This is a genomic window from Paenibacillus beijingensis (assembly GCF_000961095.1).
GTDB classification, from domain to species: Bacteria; Bacillota; Bacilli; order Paenibacillales; family Paenibacillaceae; genus Paenibacillus_O; species Paenibacillus_O beijingensis.
This window is the reverse complement of sequence record NZ_CP011058.1, coordinates 3,124,685-3,141,413: the sequence shown is the minus strand read 5'-3', so window position 1 is coordinate 3,141,413 and position 16,729 is coordinate 3,124,685. Positions and strand designations below refer to the sequence as shown.

The window sequence follows — 16,729 nt, the reverse complement described above, 5'->3', positions numbered from 1 at the left end:
CCAGGTTCCTGTTCACCGTTTCGCGGCTATTCTTCTCATCCCACACCAAATTCCTGTTTACCGTTTGTCCCGGCGCAGCAATTCATACAAATCCGTAACCGAGCGCATGGCATATTCCGTTTGTACGGGACGTCCGTCCTTCAGAAGCACAAGCGCGGGCACGCTTGCAATTTTCCATCGCTGGCGCAGGACAGGCGCAAAGTTGATGTTCAGCTTGACGACCGGAACGGCGGCGGGAGCCTCCTGCACAATCGCCAGCATTTGTTCCGCCAATTTGCACGTTCCGCACAATGGGGCAAAGAAGAACACCGCTCTCTCGTCCGGAACGGACGCAGCAACGGAAGTAGGAACGGGCGTATCAAGCAGTTCCCGCTCTGTTGTTTCCGGCAATGTCATCGGCTATTCCTCTTCCCGTTTCCCCAGCGCCGCCTTCAGCGCGTCTCCAAGACTGCTGCCCAGCGTGACGTTGTCGCTGTACTGCTCCGCCAGCTTCTGCTGCTGCCTGCGTCCGCCTTTGCGGCCGAAGCCGCCGGGACGGTCCGAATCCAACATTTCGATGACGTTGCACGGACGGCACTGGGCGTATTTGCCCGCCTTGCCGGTATGAATTTCCATTTTCTTGCGGCACTGCGGACAGCGCTTGTTCGACAGCGAAGGCTCCGCAGCGCGACGGTAACCGCATTCCCGGTCTTGACAAACGAGCGTCTTGCCGCGCTTTCCTTTCACTTCCAACATCGGCTTGCCGCACTCCGGGCAGCGGGAATGCGAGACATTGTGCGGCTTGTATTCCTTCGTCTCATTCTTCACCTCAAGCGTCCATTTGGCCGCCTGCTCACGGATGCCGGCCATGAACTTGCCGGCGTCGCCTTTCCCCTTTGCAATGCGTTCGAGCTCCTGCTCCCACTCCGCCGTCAGCTCCGGACGGCGCAGCTCATCAACAACCAGCTCGATCAGCTGCTTGCCCTTGCCCGTCGGCACGAGCCGCGCGCCCTGGCGCTCGATCGTATCGCTGCCGAGCAGCTTCTCGATAATGTCCGCCCGCGTAGCAGGCGTGCCGAGGCTGTGCTTCTCCATCGCCGTCAGCAGTCCCGCCTCGGTATAACGCGCGGGCGGCTGCGTCTTCAGCTCGCGGACGCGGCAAGCCTTAAGCGGTTGCTTCATGCCTTCCGTCAGCGGCGGAAGCAGCTGCTCCGGACGGCGCTCATTGCGGTCGCGCCCGGCATCGTCCCCGCGGCCGCTTCCGTCATCGTCGCCTTCATCGTCGTCAAACGCTCCGCCGGAATAGACTTCTTTCCAGCCCGCGCCTTTGAGCACGCGCCCTTTGGCATAGAAGCGCTCTTCTCCCGCTTTCAGCCGGACGCTTGTTTCATCGTAACGAAGCGGCGGATAGAACAGCGCGATAAAGCGGCGCACGATCAGATCGTACAGCTTCCGTTCATCGCCGGTAAGGGAGGACAGATTCACAAATTGATCCGTCGGGATAATCGCGTGATGATCGGTTACTTTGCTGTCGTCGACGACTCGTTTCGTAACCGGCAGCGCTCCGCGCAGCAGCTTGCGGGCAAGCGGCGCGTAAGGCCCGACGGCCACGCTTTCAAGGCGCCCTTTCAGCGTCGGGACCAGATCCGAAGACAAATAGCGCGAATCCGTACGCGGATACGTGACGAGCTTATGCTGCTCGTACAGCTTTTGCAGGACGTTTGACGTCATCTTCGCCGAAAAACCGAGCCGCTTGTTCGCATCCCGCTGCAGCTCCGTCAAATCATACGCCTGCGGATGCGGCTCTGTTGTCTCCTGGGTATGCAGCTTCTCCACAACCGCTTCGCCTGCGGCCAACGCCCGCCGGCAGACATCATCGGCCTGCTGCTTGGCATGCAGCCGGCCGTCGCCTGAATCGGCGTGGCGCCACTGCGCCTGGAAGCCGCCCAGTTCGGCGGTTACCGTCCAGTAAGGCTGGGGCTGAAAGCCGCGAATTTCGTCCTCCCGCTTCATCAGCATCGATAGCGTCGGCGTCTGTACCCGCCCCGCCGCGAGCTGGGCGTTGTACTTGCACGTCAGCGCCCGCGTCACGTTCAGTCCGATCAGCCAATCCGCCTCCGCCCGGCACACCGCCGAAGCGTACAGGTTATCGAAGTCTTTGCCCGGTCTGAGCGACGTAAACCCTTCACGGATCGCCTTGTCCGTTTGCGAGGAAATCCACAGCCGCTTGAACGGCTTGCGCCATTGAACAAGCTCCATCACCCAGCGCGCCACAAGCTCTCCTTCACGTCCGGCATCCGTCGCGATGATAAGCTCCGACAAATCGCCGCGCCTGCACAGTCCGGCAACCGCGCGGTACTGGTGGGACGTTTCCTTCAGCACCTTCAGGTTCATTTTTTTCGGCAGCAGCGGCAGATCCTCCAAATTCCAAGTGCGGAACTTGGCATCGTAATCTTCCGGCTCGGCCAATGTCACCAAATGGCCCAGCGCCCAGGTGACGATATATTTCGGTCCTTCGAAGTAATTTTTATGCTTCTCGCTACAGCCGAGCACACGGGCGATTTCCTTCGCCACGCTCGGCTTCTCCGCGAGCACCAATGATTTCATGATTGCAGTTCTCCTTCTTCTTACGATTACAGCCGCAGTCTCCGGTACACGAGCAGCGCCGCAAGCAAAAACAGCGCGTATGCCGCTGCCACTGCCGCCAACATCAGCGGGCTGCCGCTCAAGTTGTCGCCGATAAGCGCAAATACGAGCATTCCCGGTATTTTGCCGACAAAGGATGCCGCCGCATAAGACCAAAACGGAATCGCGGTTACAGCAGCATACGTATTAACAGCATATTGGGGCACGATCGGCATAAGCCGGGCGAACAGGATGGACAAAAACGGATGACGTTCGGTCATCGCGATAAAAGCATCCATTTTACGGATTCTACTGAGCCGCTGCCGTCCTTGATCCCGGAAAAAATACCTCACCGCCCCATACATCGCGCAAGCCGCAGCCCAGGCCCCGATCAGAGCGATCAGCGCGCCCATCGGCGGACCGTACATGTACCCCATCGCACCGATTACGACACTGTAAGGGACAACGGGGAAAAATGCAAGCAGTGCCGTTAACGCGAGCATCAGCAGTACAGGCGCATCGCCTGTCTTCATCCAGCCGATCAGTTCCTCTTTATTCATATAAATAAGGGCGAGGGAAACCGCGTAAAGAGCAAGCGTCAGCCAGCGTTTCATGAAGCCCTCCTTCGCCAAAGCAGCGTCATGCGCCTACCCAGGCCTTTTCTCCGATTTCTGCACATATCATTTCCCGGCATTATAGGCGTCAGGAGCCTATCCAATCCGCTTCTCCATACAGATGCTGCTGGGGCAGCAGGCATATTCCCCAAACGGCTCGATATCTTGATATCCTAGCTTGCGGTACAAACCGATCGACTCGGGCTGCGCCTCTCCCGTCTCCAGACGAACAACGGTAAAGCCGTCGGCCGCCGCTTCGTTCTCCAAAACGTCCAGCATCGCAGCGGCAATGCCGCGTTTGCGGAAATCCCGGTCGACGAAGACGCGTTTAAGCTCAACGCTCTCGGAATCGAGCGGGCGGATTGCGCCGCATCCCGCAGGTACGCCGCCGATATAGGCGATGACAAACTTGGTGTGCGCATTTTTCGGATCGCTGAAATCCAGTCCGAATATTTCATCCGCCGGATATCGCTCCAGCAGCTCGCGGTCCAGCTTCGCAATCAGTCCGTGCAAATCTGTTTCGGCCATCTCAACCAGACGGATCGTCATCTCTTCCATTGTGTCTTCCCCTCTCCCGGCCTTTACATTTTTTCCAATCTCCACTATATCATAGATTGCCTCCCTTCCTCATGCCCTGACTTCCAGCCGCATATAGTTGAAAAAAAAGATAGCGGCAGCGACAGTGTGTCAGCGCCGAAAAGGAGGCGTCATGCCTTATATCGAGGTTGAAAAAGGAATTCGCGTTTATGTCGAGGATTTGGATCCCGGCGGCGGTACGCCCGTGTTGTTCATTCACGGCTGGCCGAGCAATCACCGCATGTTCGAGTACCAGTTCGACCGTTTCCCGGCATACGGTTACCGCTGCCTGGGGCTCGATCTTCGCGGTTTCGGTCAATCGGACCGGCCATGGGACGGGTATTCGTACGACCGGCTGGCCGACGATGTTCTCGCTGTTGTGGATGCCCTATCTTTGACCCGCTTCATCCTGCTCGGCTTCTCCATCGGCGGCGCGATATCGATCCGCTACATGGCCAGGCATGCCGGCCGCGGGGTAGAAAAGCTCGCGCTCGTTTCGGCGGCGGCGCCTGTGTTCACGACGCGTCCCGGGTACCCGTTCGGCCTGCAGCCGGCCCAGGTGAACGAGCTGCTCTCGCTCACCTACCAGGACCGTCCCAAAATGCTGGCGCAGTTCGGCAGCATGTTTTTCAACCGCTACACCAGTCCCGAGTACATGGCTTGGTTCACTTCACTCGCTTTGGAAGCATCCCCGCAGGCGACGATCAAATGCCTCGTATCGCTGCGTGACGAGGACCTGCGCGGCGATCTTCCGCACATCCGCGTACCGACCGGTATATTTGCCGGGGTGCACGACCAAATCGTGCCCTTCCCTTCCGCCGTCGCGCTGGCGCAAGGCATCAACGGCTCACACCTGTACCGCTTCGACAACGGCGGCCATGGCGTATACTACGACGAGCTCGACCGTTTCAATGCGACGCTGCTCTCATTTTTCCGCTCCGCATCCAGCGAAACTTGAAAAAAGAGCCTGTCTTCCATTCCGGAATGACAGGCCCTTATCGTATTAGATGTTACAGACAAAATGTGCTTCGCTGCACGATGAATGCACGACTGCATAGGAATGCACGACCATTAATCACCTTTTGTGCATTATCCCATTGGCTCAGAAAAGGTTTGGGTCGCCCGAAGGAGATTGACAACTTTTGAATGTGAATGACGCCTCCCGCTTGCTGAATCTTTATCGATCAGCTGTTTCGGAAGCCGATTACAGACTTAGCCCAATACAAAAGCATGCGTTCTGGCATTCTTTAGTGCATTATCCCATCAGCTCAGAAGAGAACAGGGGGCCGGTTTTTCGATTTTTGCGACACTTCACGACATCACTCCCACCTTCGATTCCCTGCTTCCTCTCCCAATCTCTGCGCTCTACTTCCATTATCTGCTTCTACTCTCTGATTCCTCTCTATACTTCTTCTACACTTCCTCTACACTTCCTCTACACTTCCTCTACACTTCCTCTACACTTCCTCTACACTTCCTCTATACTTCCTCTATACTTCCTCTATACTTCCTCTATACTTCCTCTATACTTCCTCTATACTTCCTCTATACTTCCTCTATACTTCCTCTATACTTCCTCTATACTTCCTCTTACTGTTTCCTCTTTCTGTTCCTCTTTCTGTTCCTCTTTCTGTTCCTCTTTCTGTTCCTCTTTCGGCTTCCCCTCTCCGCTTCTACTCTCAACCTGCACTCCCTGGTTCGTTTTTTCTGGGTACACACTTCCATGGTTCCAGGGATGCTTAATTGGCCCGTTTCTGAGCAAAGGGGATAATGCTCCAAAGATTTCGTACAAATAGACTGACGCCTCCCGCTTGCTGAATCCTCATCACCCAGCTGTTTCGGAAGCGAAAAAACAAACTTAGCCTAATCCAGAAGCAGGCGTGCTAGCATTCTTTTTTGATGCATTATTCCATCCCCTGCTTCTACTCTCTGGTCCGTTTTTTCTGGGTCCACACTTCCATGGCTCCATGGAAGCTTAATTGGCCCGTTTCTGAGCAAAGGGGATAATGCTCCAAAGAAATGAAAAAAGAACGGAACTCCTCATCAGCTCACTTCTTTGTTCTGGAATTCACGTAATCGCCGGTACACTCCCTGTCCGGACATCAGCTCCTCGTGACTGCCTTGTTCACATAATTGTCCGTCGCGCAGCACAAGAATACGGTCCATTGCATCAAGCCCCTGCAGCCGGTGGCTGATCCACAGCACCGTTTTGTCCTTCAGCGCCGAGGTCATGTTTCGTACAAAAGCTTCTTCGGTCAACACGTCGAGCCCCGCGGCCGGCTCATCGAGCAGCACGATCGGTGCATTCTTCAGAAGAGCACGCGCAAGCCCGATGCGCTGGCGTTCCCCGCCGGACAACCTCTCGCCCCACTCTCCGATAACGGTGTTATACCCTTGCGGCAACGCCGAAATCATTTCGTCCGCACATGCGAGCCGGGCCGCCGCTTTCAGCTCTTCGTCGGTCGCATCCGGTTTCGCGATGCGCAAATTTGCCGCAACGGTTGCGTTGAACAACTGCACGTGCTGCGGGACTACCGCGAACATATCGCGCACCGATTCCTCCGGCAATCCGGCAAGTTCCTGTCCGAACAACCGAACCGAGCCTGATGAATACGGCTGCAGCCGCAGCAGAATTTGCACAATCGAGCTTTTGCCCGAGCCGCTTTCCCCGACTAGTGCCGCGTGCTCGCCTTTGTGCAGCGCAAAGCTCAGCCCCCGGAGCGCTTCCCTTCCGTCATCGTGCAGCAGATCAACATCTTCAAACGAAAAAGCCATATGGCTCTGCACATTCTGCATTCCGACTTCCACCGCTCTTGCTCCGCTCATTGCCACCGCTGTTTCTCCTGAGCCTCTTGATGTTCCTCTCTGCACCATTACTGTTCCGGTCCGCTCAGGGGATTCGGCTGCGGCTTCGACCCCGCTGCGAGCCGCTTCGCCTTCAATCATTTGGGCGGGCGCTTCATCCGCGAGCCGGAAGAGCCTGCTTCCCGCCGCGAGCGTTTGTCCGAGATGCTGCAGCGCGGAGGGCAGCGGGGATACCGCTTCAAACGATGCAGCCGCCATCAGCGCCAGCGCCGGAAGCATGACGCCGCGCAAGCTTCCGCTGGCGACCATCGGAATCGAAGCAAGGAGAACGAGCAGCATTGCAAGCCGCGACGTTCCGAGCGTCAAGCCACCGAAGAAGGCGCCGCTCCGGTTCATCGCGGATTGATAACGATCGACCTGGCGTTGAGTAAGCTCCAGCTGCTTGATGTTTTCCTCTACAGCCCCAAATGCGGCCAGCTCTCTCATGCCCAACATCATGTCCGACGTCATCTCATATAGCTTTGCCCGCTCATGCACGAGCTGCCTGCCTGCGCCGCGTCCGGCCTTGAAGGATGCCCAAGGAATGACTAGGCCCGCAATAACGAGCATGACGCCAAGCATGAGGGCCGCTTGGCGGCTGAAGGACGCCATAACGATAACGCTGGAAATGCCAACGATCAGTGCTACGGCAGGCGGAGCAATGACGCGCAGATACAAGTTCTGCAGCGTATCCACGTCCGAAACGACGGAGCCGAGCAGGTCGCCGCTCCGTTCTTTTTCCAGCAGTCTCTCCCCCCTCCGTTCCAGGCGTCCGAACAGCCATACCCGAACATCTTTCAAGATGCGGAACGTCAGATCGTGTGAGACGAGCCGTTCGAAATAGCGGAATACCGCCCGGGACAGACCGAAGAAACGGACGCCGACAATTGGCAGCCAAATAAGCAGCACCGATTCAGGCCGCAGCGCCGCCGACGCGATCAAATATCCCGACGTCCCCATCAGCCCGATATTGGCGGCAATCGTGCAAAAGCCGAGCAATACGGCAAACGCCGCCCTGCCTTTGTACGGTTTCATAAAATAAAGCGTACGCAGCAGCACCTTCATCCCGTTCTCTCCTCTCTCCTCACTACGAGTGTCTTATCCCGTTCTCGCTTCCGTTCTCGTTTCCATCCTCTCTTCTGCTCTCTCTTCCTTTCGGAACGAGGATTCCCACATCTCCCGGTAAATGCCGCGCAAGTCCATCAATTCGCGGTGGGTCCCCGTCTCGGCCAGCCTTCCTTGATGCAGAACAAGGATGCGGTCCGCTCTTTGGGCGGTGTCCAGATGATGCGTCGACCACACGACCGTTCTACCCGCCGACCAGCGTTCCAGCGCCCTCGATACCTCCGTCGCATTTTCCATATCCAGCTGCGATACCGGTTCGTCAAAAAGCGCCACAGCGGCATTTCTCGTCAACGCGCGGGCTATGCCGAGCCGCTGGATTTGGCCACCGCTGAACTTCAGCTTCTCGGACAGCTCCGTATCATACCCATCCGGCAACCGGCTGATGAAAGCTTCCGCCCGCGCCAGACGCGCCGCTTCCTCCAGCTCCTCCTGCTCTGCAGCGGGTGCGCCGAGGCGCAAATTGTCGGCAATCGTTCCGGAGAATAGATGCGTCCGCTGCGGTACGACGGTCAGCTGCGAACGCCATGCTTCCGCGCCGATCTCATGCAAATCGGTTCCATCAATGCGGATTGTTCCCGAAGACGGAATGACGAAGCCTTGGATCAAATCGAGCAGCGTGCTTTTGCCGGCGCCCGTGCGGCCGACGACGGCAATTCGTTCGCCCGGCTCGATCGTAAACGATATGTCCTTCAGAACCGGATGCTCATCACCCGGATAGTGCACCGTAACCCGGTCGAATTCAATCCGGAACCCCTTGCGGCCGCAGGCGGCTGCATTCGATTTTTCCTTACGTCGTATATCCGTTTCTACCGAGCGTAACGGCTGATCCGATAGGACCGGCATATCCAGCACCTTCATGATCCGCTTCGCTGCGGCGACCCCGTTCATACCGGCATGGTATTGGACTCCGAGCATGCGGATCGGCGCGTAAAACTCAGGAACGAGCAGCAGCACGTAAAACGCCCGGTAAAATTCGATTTCTCCGGAAATGAGCCTCAGCCCGAGAAATACGGCTGCGATCGCGGTGCCAAGCGTGGCGAACAGCTCCATAACCAGCGCCGACAGAAAAGCCAGCCGCAGCGCGGACAGCGTCGCCGACCGGTACTGCTCGCTCATCGCTGCGATGATCTCCAGTTGGGCTTTGCTCCGGTTGAAAATCCGCAAGGTGGTAAGGCCCCGCATCACTTCAAAGAAATGGCCGCTTAACATGCCAAGCGCCTTGAATTGACGGTCCGCTTTCCGCTTGGCGGCGACGCCGACGAGAATCATGAACATAATAAGCAGCGGGAACGTAACCGCCAAAATGATCGCGCTCACCACGTCCAGCGACAGGACGACGCAAAGGGCCGCGGCCGGAAGAAAAACGGAGAGCACTGCTTGCGGGATGTATTTGGCTACGTACGTCTCGAGCTGTTCCACCCCTTCGGTCACGGTGCCGATCAGCTCGCCGCTGCGCTCCCCTTTTGTCAAAGAAGGACCGAGACGGGCCGCATGGCGGATGAGCTGCAGCCTCAGGCCGCTTTTGATGCGGATGGCCGCCTTCATCGCCATCCCGTCGGCCAGCATCTGCAGCAGCGAGCGCAGCACAATCCAACCGAGCAGCACGCCGAACAGCGGCAGCAGCGGCGCAAGCGGCGAGCCGCCGAGAAACGCCCGGTCGACAATGCGCGCCAGCGCCGAAGCTTCCAGCAGCAGAAAGACGCCTCCGCCTAAAGCAAATCCGATCGATGCCGCCAAGCCGAATGCGGCCGACGGAACGGACTTCAGCAGCCGTTTCATATCAGTAGTCCAGATGATCCGCGCGGGAAACCCGTTTGCGGAACACCCAGTAGTTCCAGATCTGGTAAGCAAGCACGAACGGTACGGTCGTCAAAGCGACGATTGTCATCACTTTTAGCGTATACGGTCCGGATGCCGCATTATGGATCGTCAGCGAGAAGTCGGAGTTAATCGAGCTGATCATGACGCGGGGGAACAATGCGGTGAACACGGTCACGGTCGAGAGCACGATTGTCAGACCGGTCATAATAAACGCCCAGCCGTCTTTTTTGTTCCGCAGAAAAAACTGCACCGAGAACAGCGCCAGTCCGGCCAGCACCGGAACCGCCCCGGGATTAATTCCGTTACGGGTAAACATATCCGTCTGAATGTAGCTCAGCACGACGAACAGCAGCAGCAGAACGGTCGTCCAGGCGCCGATGCCCATCGCCACCGAACGGGCGTTATTTTGCAAGTCGCCGGTCGTCTTCAGCGTCAGGAAGAGCGAGCCGTGCAGCAGAAACAACAGCACCATGCTCACGCCCGCGGTCACCGAATAGAGGCTGATCAGATCCCAGAAGCTGCCGACATAGTTCATATTTTCGTCAATCGGCACGCCTTTCATCAGGTTTGCGAGCGCCACCCCCCAGAGCAGCGGCGGCAGCAGGCTGCCGAAGAAAATGACCCAGTCCCATGTTTTGCGCCACGCGGGATGGGATACCTTGCTGCGGAACTCAAACGCCACCCCCCGTCCGATCAGCGCCAGCAGCATCAGAAAGAGCGCCATATAAAAGCCGCTGAACAGCGTCGCGTACCAGTTCGGAAACGCCGCGAACATCGCGCCGCCGGCCGTAATGAGCCACACTTCATTGCCGTCCCAGAACGGCCCGATCGTATTGATGATGACGCGACGGTCCAGATCGTCCTTGCCCAGAAACGGCAGCAGCATTCCGACGCCGAAATCGAACCCCTCCAAAAAAAAGAACCCGACAAACAATACCGCAATCAACACAAACCATACGGTTTCCAACATCTACAATTCGGCCTCCCCTGCTTCACTTTTTCTCTAAAAAGTACCTGCCGGAAGCGGTTGTTCCGTCTCCGCAAGTGCGCCTTCATGAGCCTGCTTTGCGTTTTCTTCGTCCGCTGGATGGACGCCTTCTTCATCCGCACCCTGACGGATTGTCCGCACGAACAGATAAATAAGCACCGCCGCCAAAATACCGTACACGAGCGTGAATCCGATGAGCGAGGTCAGCACCATTGCAGAAGATACCGTAGGCGACACGCCGTCCTCAGTCTTCTGCAGCCCGAATACGATCCACGGCTGCCTTCCGATCTCGGTCATGATCCACCCCGCCGTATTGGCGATAAACGGCAGCCCAATTGCGGGCACCATCCAGCGTAAATACCGCTTTTGCCGCTCAAGCCGTTTGCGCATCACCGCGATCGTGCCGTATAGGCCGAGCAGCACCATCAGTCCTCCGGCAAGCACCATAATCCGGAAGCTCCAGAACGTCGTCCGCACGGGCGGGATGTAATTACCGGGTCCGTACTGCGCTTCATACTGAGCCTGCAGGTCTTTAATGCCCTGTACTTGGCCGGTCAGCTTGTTGTACGAGAGTACGCTGAGCAAGCCCGGGATTTCGAGTGAAAAATCGTTCTTTTGCCCGCTTACGTCAATGCCCGCAATGACCGTCCACGGCGCGCTGTCGCCGCTCGTTTCCCACAGTCCCTCCGACGCCGCCATCTTCATCGGCTGGCTTTGGACCAGATGCTGCGCCTGGTCATGGCCGACGATGGCGACCAGAATGCTCGATATGAGCGCCACCACAATGGCGATCGAGAAGGACGGCTTAAAAATGTCCAGCTGCTGCTTTCTGAGCAGCTTATAGGCGCTGACGCCGGTCATAAACAGCGCTCCAGTCGCAAGCGCGCCGAACACCACATGCGGAAATTCCAGCCAAAGCTGCGGATTGGAGAGCAGCGCGCCGAAGCTTACCATTTCCGCATGGCCGTCCCTTATGGCAAATCCAACCGGCTCCTGCATGAAGGAGTTGGCCGTCAAAATCCAGAAGGCCGACATCGTCGTGCCGGCCGCCACAAGCCAGATCGAGGCCAGATGCACCTTTTTCGGCAGCCGCTCCCAGCCGAAAATCCAAACCCCCAGAAACGTCGATTCCAGGAAGAAGGATACGAGCGCTTCAACGGCAAGCGGCCCCCCGAACACGTCCCCGACGAACCGGGAATAGTCGGACCAGTTCATGCCGAACTGGAACTCCTGCATAATGCCGGTTACGACGCCGACCGCAAAATTAAGCAGAAACAGCTTGCCCCAAAATTGGGCCATCCGTTTGTAGACATCTTCTTTTTTGACCACATACAGCGTGTGCATAACGGCAATCAGAAAAACGAGGCCGATTGATAACGGCACGAACAAAAAATGATAGATCGTCGTGATGGCGAACTGCCACCGTGCCAAATCCAAATGATCCATTTGCGCTTACTCCTCCCAGTCGATACCGCATAACCTGAAATTTGTTTCCAGCGTACCATATCGCGCGGCGGACTTTTGTGATAAAAATCACAATCTTGGCGCTAAAAAGAGCGGACTCGAAACAGCGGACACTCGCAGAGCAGATGCGTTGTTGATTGTTCGGATTCAGAACAACAATAAGCATCCTGCACAAGGCAAAATGCCTTGCGGCTCATCATACCGGCAGGCAACCCGCTCGACAGCAAAGGCGTGCGGCGCCCGGTTAGACTAGGAATCGACTCGCTTCACAGCACCACGCTTTTTCCATGTCTCCTGCTTCTCCAAGCTTTTTCCCTCCCCCATTTATTTCGACGCAAAGCGGAAATCAGCGACACCGCACGTTTAGGCTCCATTCAACTCAGCCGGTTCGATTCGTTCCGTCTGAGGGAGTCGATGGATCGCAGGTTATTTCCTAACGGCTGCCATTGCCGCTAATTGAACGAAAATGGCCCCTTTGAATTTCTAACGGAGATGAGCGCTGTTATTGGTTGCAGGAATAGCCCTGTTTGAGCGGAAACCATCAGATAAGGTCTCTCATAACCGTTACATTTTGCAAAAGGGCATTTTGAGCACAATAACGTCATGCTTAGCCGTTAGCTCTCGAAGGTCATTCATGCATTCCGTCTGCGCGGGCTGAACCTACGACCCCATCGCTGCCAGCGATGCGCTCGATCCACCTTAGAGTTACATGATTTCCTAAACAACAAAAAATGAACCGGTCAAGGGCAGTCCCTTGACCGGTTCATTGTTAGGTTTTTTTGAAGCTTTATGAACGCTATGACCTGTCCCGCACATGACACTTTCCGGTTTCACCGCAGCAGGTTCAGGTCGATCTGCTTTCACGATCACGCTGCCGCATCCGGTAATCGTAGTTGTCCTTGCAAAGCTGCAGCAGATCATGCTTCAAGCCGCGCTTCGGCAGCGTAATTCGAAAAGGGACGCCCTTATTCCGCTCGCCCGGCCGTCTGAGCGCACGCTTGACGGCCTGCGGGTCGCCAAGCCGGTTCACAATCAGCTCGTCCGGCTTGCCATGCTCCCGGTAACGCGATATAACAAAACGGTCGCAGGCGGCATCTGTGTAACCCGGCTCCAGCTCCCGCAGCTCGAAGTCGCGAAGCATCCCTTGCTGCACTTTGGCAATCATGACGGCCGCTTCCCCGAAATAAAGCACTTCTTGGTTAAGATCCGTCTCGCGGTCGACGATTTGCCGCTCCGGAATTTTCTCCAGCGAACGGATATGGCGCAGTATATTGTCCGCTTTCTCAAACAGCAGCCGCTCTGAATAATATTCCATTTTCCGGTACATCTCCGCGGTCAGGTTGCTGCCGGAAGCGAGCAGCTCTGCGGCTTGCCTGACGGAGTCCAAGTAATCGTCTTCGCTTATTAAACCTTCACAAATCCCGCTGCACCTCTTGATATGATAAAGCAGACATACCCGTTTCGGCATCGTCGTGCATGTCCGAAGCTTGAAGTGATCGGCGACAAACTCCAGCACCTGATTGCGGAAATGAGCGCTTGCAAACGGTCCGAACCGCTGCATCGGCGGCAGCGCCGCATCCTGTTCTGGGCCTCCCGGCTGTTCTTTGGAACGCTTCCGCGAGGGCGCCTCTGACGCTGCGGCTGTCTCCCGGAAGGCTGTATCCAGCTCCGTCGATGTCGATGTCGCCGTCTCCTGAAAGGCTACGTCCAGCTCTGTCAATGTCGCTGCCTCCTGAAGGGACGCGTCTAACTCCGTCGACGCGGCTTTCTCCTTCTCCCTGCGGTCGCGGAAAAACACGTCCAAACGCGGAATCCGCTCCTGCGTCAGCATGAGATAAGCGTAGCCGCTGTTATCACGCTTGAGCGCCCGGTTGTAGGGCGGCTTATGAATTTTGATCAAATTATTTTCGAGCAGCAGACTTTCGGTCTCATTGTTCACGAGGATGACTTCGATCGAGTCAATCTCGGCGACGAGCTCACGCAGCCGCTTGCGGGTATGATTTTGATAAAAGTAGGATTGCAGACGGCTTCGCAAGCATTTCGACTTACCGACATACAAAATGCGTCCCGACGCATCCTTCATGATGTAGCATCCGGGCCGCATCGGATAGTCGCCGGCATTAAAGGCAAACGGCATCGGCCCAATACCCCTCCGGTCGTTTCAGTTACGGGAATCTAATCAAACGCTTAGCGACAAACATTTGTTCCCGTAACCTATTTTACCGAACGTGCCATAAAAAAGAAATAGCCCGTCTGAATTATCTGATCTGCTGCACGGGCCGGGCAGCAGATCAATCTTCAGCCCGCCTCTTCTGGGCCATCAGGTCTCAGGGCCGCTTGCAGCCACCAGCGGCGCCAGCGCCTGGCTGCCTTGCGGCTCAATCAGGCTTTTGTGGATCCAGATCGCCGCCTGGCTGCCGTCTCCCATCGCAATCGCCGTTTGCTCGGAATGGGCAAGCACGTCGCCGGCCGCCCAAACGTTCATTACGTTGGTCATTTTGGTGCGGGGATCGGCCAGCACGTGACGGTTGGCATGCAGCCGGACGCCGAGCTGCTGCGCCAGATTCGAGCGCACCTCGTTGCCGCCGAAAGCGACGAAACCGCGCTCGGCCTTAAGTGTCCTGCCGGACGCCGTTACGACGCCGGTCAGGAAGGAACCGTCCCGCTTCAGTTCGCGGACCGCTTCGTTTACGTATTCAACGCCGCTTTTTTCCATTTGCGCGATCAGTTCCTTGTCCACGCCCGTCTGCTCATGATTGATATAGACCAGATTGCGGGTCCAGTACAGAAGCGTCAGCGCCATTCTCGCTCCGACGTTGCCCGAGCCGATGACGAGCGCCCTCTTCCCGGTCAGTTCATACCCGTCGCAGTCGGGGCAAACATAGATGCTGATGCCAAGGCATGGCGTCAGCTCCCCTTTCAGCTCCGGAAGCCGGTCCATGACGCCCGTCGCAAGCAGCAGCCGCTTCGCGCGGACCGTCTCCCCGCTCTCCGTCTCGACCGCGAAACCTTCATCCGTCTGCTTCGCACCTACCGCCCGACCGGAAACAAACGTTACCCCGAGCCGCTCCGCATGGATTCTCCCGTGCTGCCGCAGCTCCGGTCCGCTGATGCCGTCGGGCCATCCCAGCAAATTGTGATACTGCAGGCAGTAACTCGACCTTCCGTCGCCGGAATCGAGCACGAGCACCCGATGGTTGTATCTTCCAAGCTGAATAGCGGCCTGCAGTCCGGCAATTCCGCCACCGACAATAACGCAATCTTGCAGCATGTTCTCACTCCCTTTTTCACCACGATTAGCGTTTTCGCCTGTCCACTATTATTACCGGGCATCAGCCGCTTCTAATCCCGCATCCGCCCTTTTTTTGGTCAAGAACTTGGATCTTGGAGCTAAAGAGAGTAATATACAAGAGACTGAATGTCCGGACATGTAAAATATTTATCGATAAAGGATGTGACCGGCACGATGGCTTTCTCCTGGAGACGCAACCTGTTTGTGCTATGGGTCGGAGTGTTTTTTTGCAGCACCGCCTACTCCATTTCCATCCCGTTTATTCCGTTATTTCTGGCGACGGAGCTTGGCGTTACGAGCAACCTGTCCTTGTGGTCCGGCTTTGCTTTCGGCATTTCGTTTCTGGCCAGCGCCCTGATCGCGCCGTATTGGGGATCGCTGGCGGACAAATACGGCCGCAAGCCGATGCTGCTCCGCTCCGGATTCAGCCTGGCCGCTTTGTATTTCGCCACTTATTTCATTCATGACCCTTATCTGTTTTTGCTGCTGCGCATTTTTCAGGGGCTGCTCGCCGGATATGTTCCGGCAGCCATTACGATGGTGGGCACGGGCACGCCCGAAGATAAAGCGGGGTATGCGCTTGGCATTATGGCTACGTCCGGAGCGACGGGAGGCATCGTAGGGCCGCTGGTCGGAGGCATCGCCAGCCACCTGCTCGGCAACCGGGAATCGTTTCTGCTCTCCGGCGTGGTCGTGCTCGTCGCGGCGCTGATCGCGCTGGTGTTCGCCAAGGAAACGAACTTCAACCGTTCCGGCAAACGATCCCATGTGCGCGACGACTTGAAGGAAGCGGCGGCGAACCGGGTGTTCATCACGCTGCTTGTGCTGGTCGGACTCGGCACCTTCTCGGTTATGATCCTGGAGCCGCTCATTACGGTCTACGTGCTGCAGCTTGGAGTCAAGCAGGGCGAAGCGACATTGCAGTCCGGCATCGTGTTCTCGGCGGTTGGGCTGGCAACGCTGCTCGCCGCGCCGCAGTGGGGGCGGATCGGCAGCCGGATCGGCTTCACCAACGTCCTGTTCATCGGACTGCTCGGCGGCGGGATCGGGAATTTGCTGCAATTTTTCGTAAAAGGGTATGTCGAATTCGGCGTGCTTCGTTTTATTTACGGCTTGTTCTTTGCTGGGGTGTATCCGGCGCTGAACGCCATGATCGTCAAAGTGACCGCTCCCTCGTTTCGGGGGCGGGCGTTCAGCCTGAACCAGTCCGCCACCCAGCTGGCAACGATGCTCGGGCCGATGATCGGCGGCGTGCTGGGCGGCATCATTCCGATCCGCTGGGTGTTCGTCATTAACGGCGCCATGCTGATCGCAGCCGCGGTGCTGATCCGGCGAAAAAATTTGGAGTCGCGAGCGAAAGTCGCCGTGCGCGCCGGCAATTGAAGCGGCCGGCGGTATCGG

The 16,729-nt window shown here is 57.0% G+C and carries 13 protein-coding genes; 2 read left to right on the top strand and 11 right to left on the bottom strand.

What is annotated here, in order from left to right; translation table 11 throughout:
• Window positions 1-57: 57 nt before the first annotated feature.
• The 4 genes from VN24_RS14230 to VN24_RS14215 all read right to left on the bottom strand — a co-directional run bounded on the left by VN24_RS14230 (window position 58) and on the right by VN24_RS14215 (window position 3,776).
• Entirely contained in the window at window positions 58-396 is a 339-nt protein-coding gene (locus VN24_RS14230; protein ID WP_052702958.1) for a thioredoxin family protein, read from the bottom strand.
• A gap of 3 nt (window positions 397-399) precedes the next feature.
• Entirely contained in the window at window positions 400-2,586 is a 2,187-nt protein-coding gene (locus VN24_RS14225; RefSeq protein ID WP_045670938.1) for a DNA topoisomerase III, read from the bottom strand.
• A gap of 26 nt (window positions 2,587-2,612) precedes the next feature.
• Window positions 2,613-3,218 (bottom strand): TVP38/TMEM64 family protein, encoded by a 606-nt coding sequence (locus tag VN24_RS14220; protein ID WP_045670937.1) that lies wholly within the window; start codon window positions 3,216-3,218, stop codon window positions 2,613-2,615.
• Window positions 3,219-3,314: 96 nt separating this feature from the next.
• Window positions 3,315-3,776 (bottom strand): GNAT family N-acetyltransferase, encoded by a 462-nt coding sequence (locus VN24_RS14215; protein WP_045670936.1) that lies wholly within the window; start codon window positions 3,774-3,776, stop codon window positions 3,315-3,317.
• A gap of 151 nt (window positions 3,777-3,927) precedes the next feature.
• On the opposite strand from VN24_RS14215, the gene VN24_RS14210 reads away from it, so the two are divergent.
• Window positions 3,928-4,752 (top strand): alpha/beta fold hydrolase, encoded by an 825-nt coding sequence (locus tag VN24_RS14210; RefSeq protein ID WP_045670935.1) that lies wholly within the window; start codon window positions 3,928-3,930, stop codon window positions 4,750-4,752.
• Between the two features lie 609 nt (window positions 4,753-5,361).
• Here VN24_RS14210 and VN24_RS14205 read toward each other — a convergent pair.
• The 7 genes from VN24_RS14205 to VN24_RS14175 all read right to left on the bottom strand — a co-directional run bounded on the left by VN24_RS14205 (window position 5,362) and on the right by VN24_RS14175 (window position 15,307).
• The gene (locus VN24_RS14205) at window positions 5,362-5,586 is read right to left on the bottom strand and encodes a hypothetical protein (protein WP_045670934.1); all 225 of its coding nucleotides are present in this window, start codon (window positions 5,584-5,586) and stop codon (window positions 5,362-5,364) included.
• 251 nt (window positions 5,587-5,837) lie between these two features.
• Entirely contained in the window at window positions 5,838-7,703 is a 1,866-nt protein-coding gene (cydC, locus tag VN24_RS26360) for a thiol reductant ABC exporter subunit CydC (protein ID WP_052702956.1), read from the bottom strand.
• Window positions 7,704-7,736: 33 nt separating this feature from the next.
• The gene (cydD, locus tag VN24_RS14195) at window positions 7,737-9,542 is read right to left on the bottom strand and encodes a thiol reductant ABC exporter subunit CydD (protein ID WP_045670933.1); all 1,806 of its coding nucleotides are present in this window, start codon (window positions 9,540-9,542) and stop codon (window positions 7,737-7,739) included.
• A 1-nt stretch (window position 9,543) separates the two neighbouring features.
• A complete protein-coding gene (gene cydB, locus VN24_RS14190; RefSeq protein ID WP_045670932.1) occupies window positions 9,544-10,554 on the bottom strand; it encodes a cytochrome d ubiquinol oxidase subunit II in 1,011 nt (336 codons plus the stop codon).
• Between the two features lie 33 nt (window positions 10,555-10,587).
• A complete protein-coding gene (locus VN24_RS14185; protein ID WP_045670931.1) occupies window positions 10,588-12,018 on the bottom strand; it encodes a cytochrome ubiquinol oxidase subunit I in 1,431 nt (476 codons plus the stop codon).
• An 862-nt stretch (window positions 12,019-12,880) separates the two neighbouring features.
• Window positions 12,881-14,173, bottom strand: coding sequence for a GIY-YIG nuclease family protein (locus VN24_RS28205; protein WP_052702955.1), 1,293 nt, complete (start codon window positions 14,171-14,173; stop codon window positions 12,881-12,883).
• 183 nt (window positions 14,174-14,356) lie between these two features.
• Window positions 14,357-15,307, bottom strand: coding sequence for an NAD(P)/FAD-dependent oxidoreductase (locus VN24_RS14175; protein WP_045670930.1), 951 nt, complete (start codon window positions 15,305-15,307; stop codon window positions 14,357-14,359).
• Between the two features lie 195 nt (window positions 15,308-15,502).
• Between VN24_RS14175 and VN24_RS14170 the strand changes: the two genes are divergently transcribed.
• A complete protein-coding gene (locus VN24_RS14170) occupies window positions 15,503-16,711 on the top strand; it encodes an MFS transporter (RefSeq protein ID WP_045673299.1) in 1,209 nt (402 codons plus the stop codon).
• Window positions 16,712-16,729 lie beyond the last annotated feature (18 nt).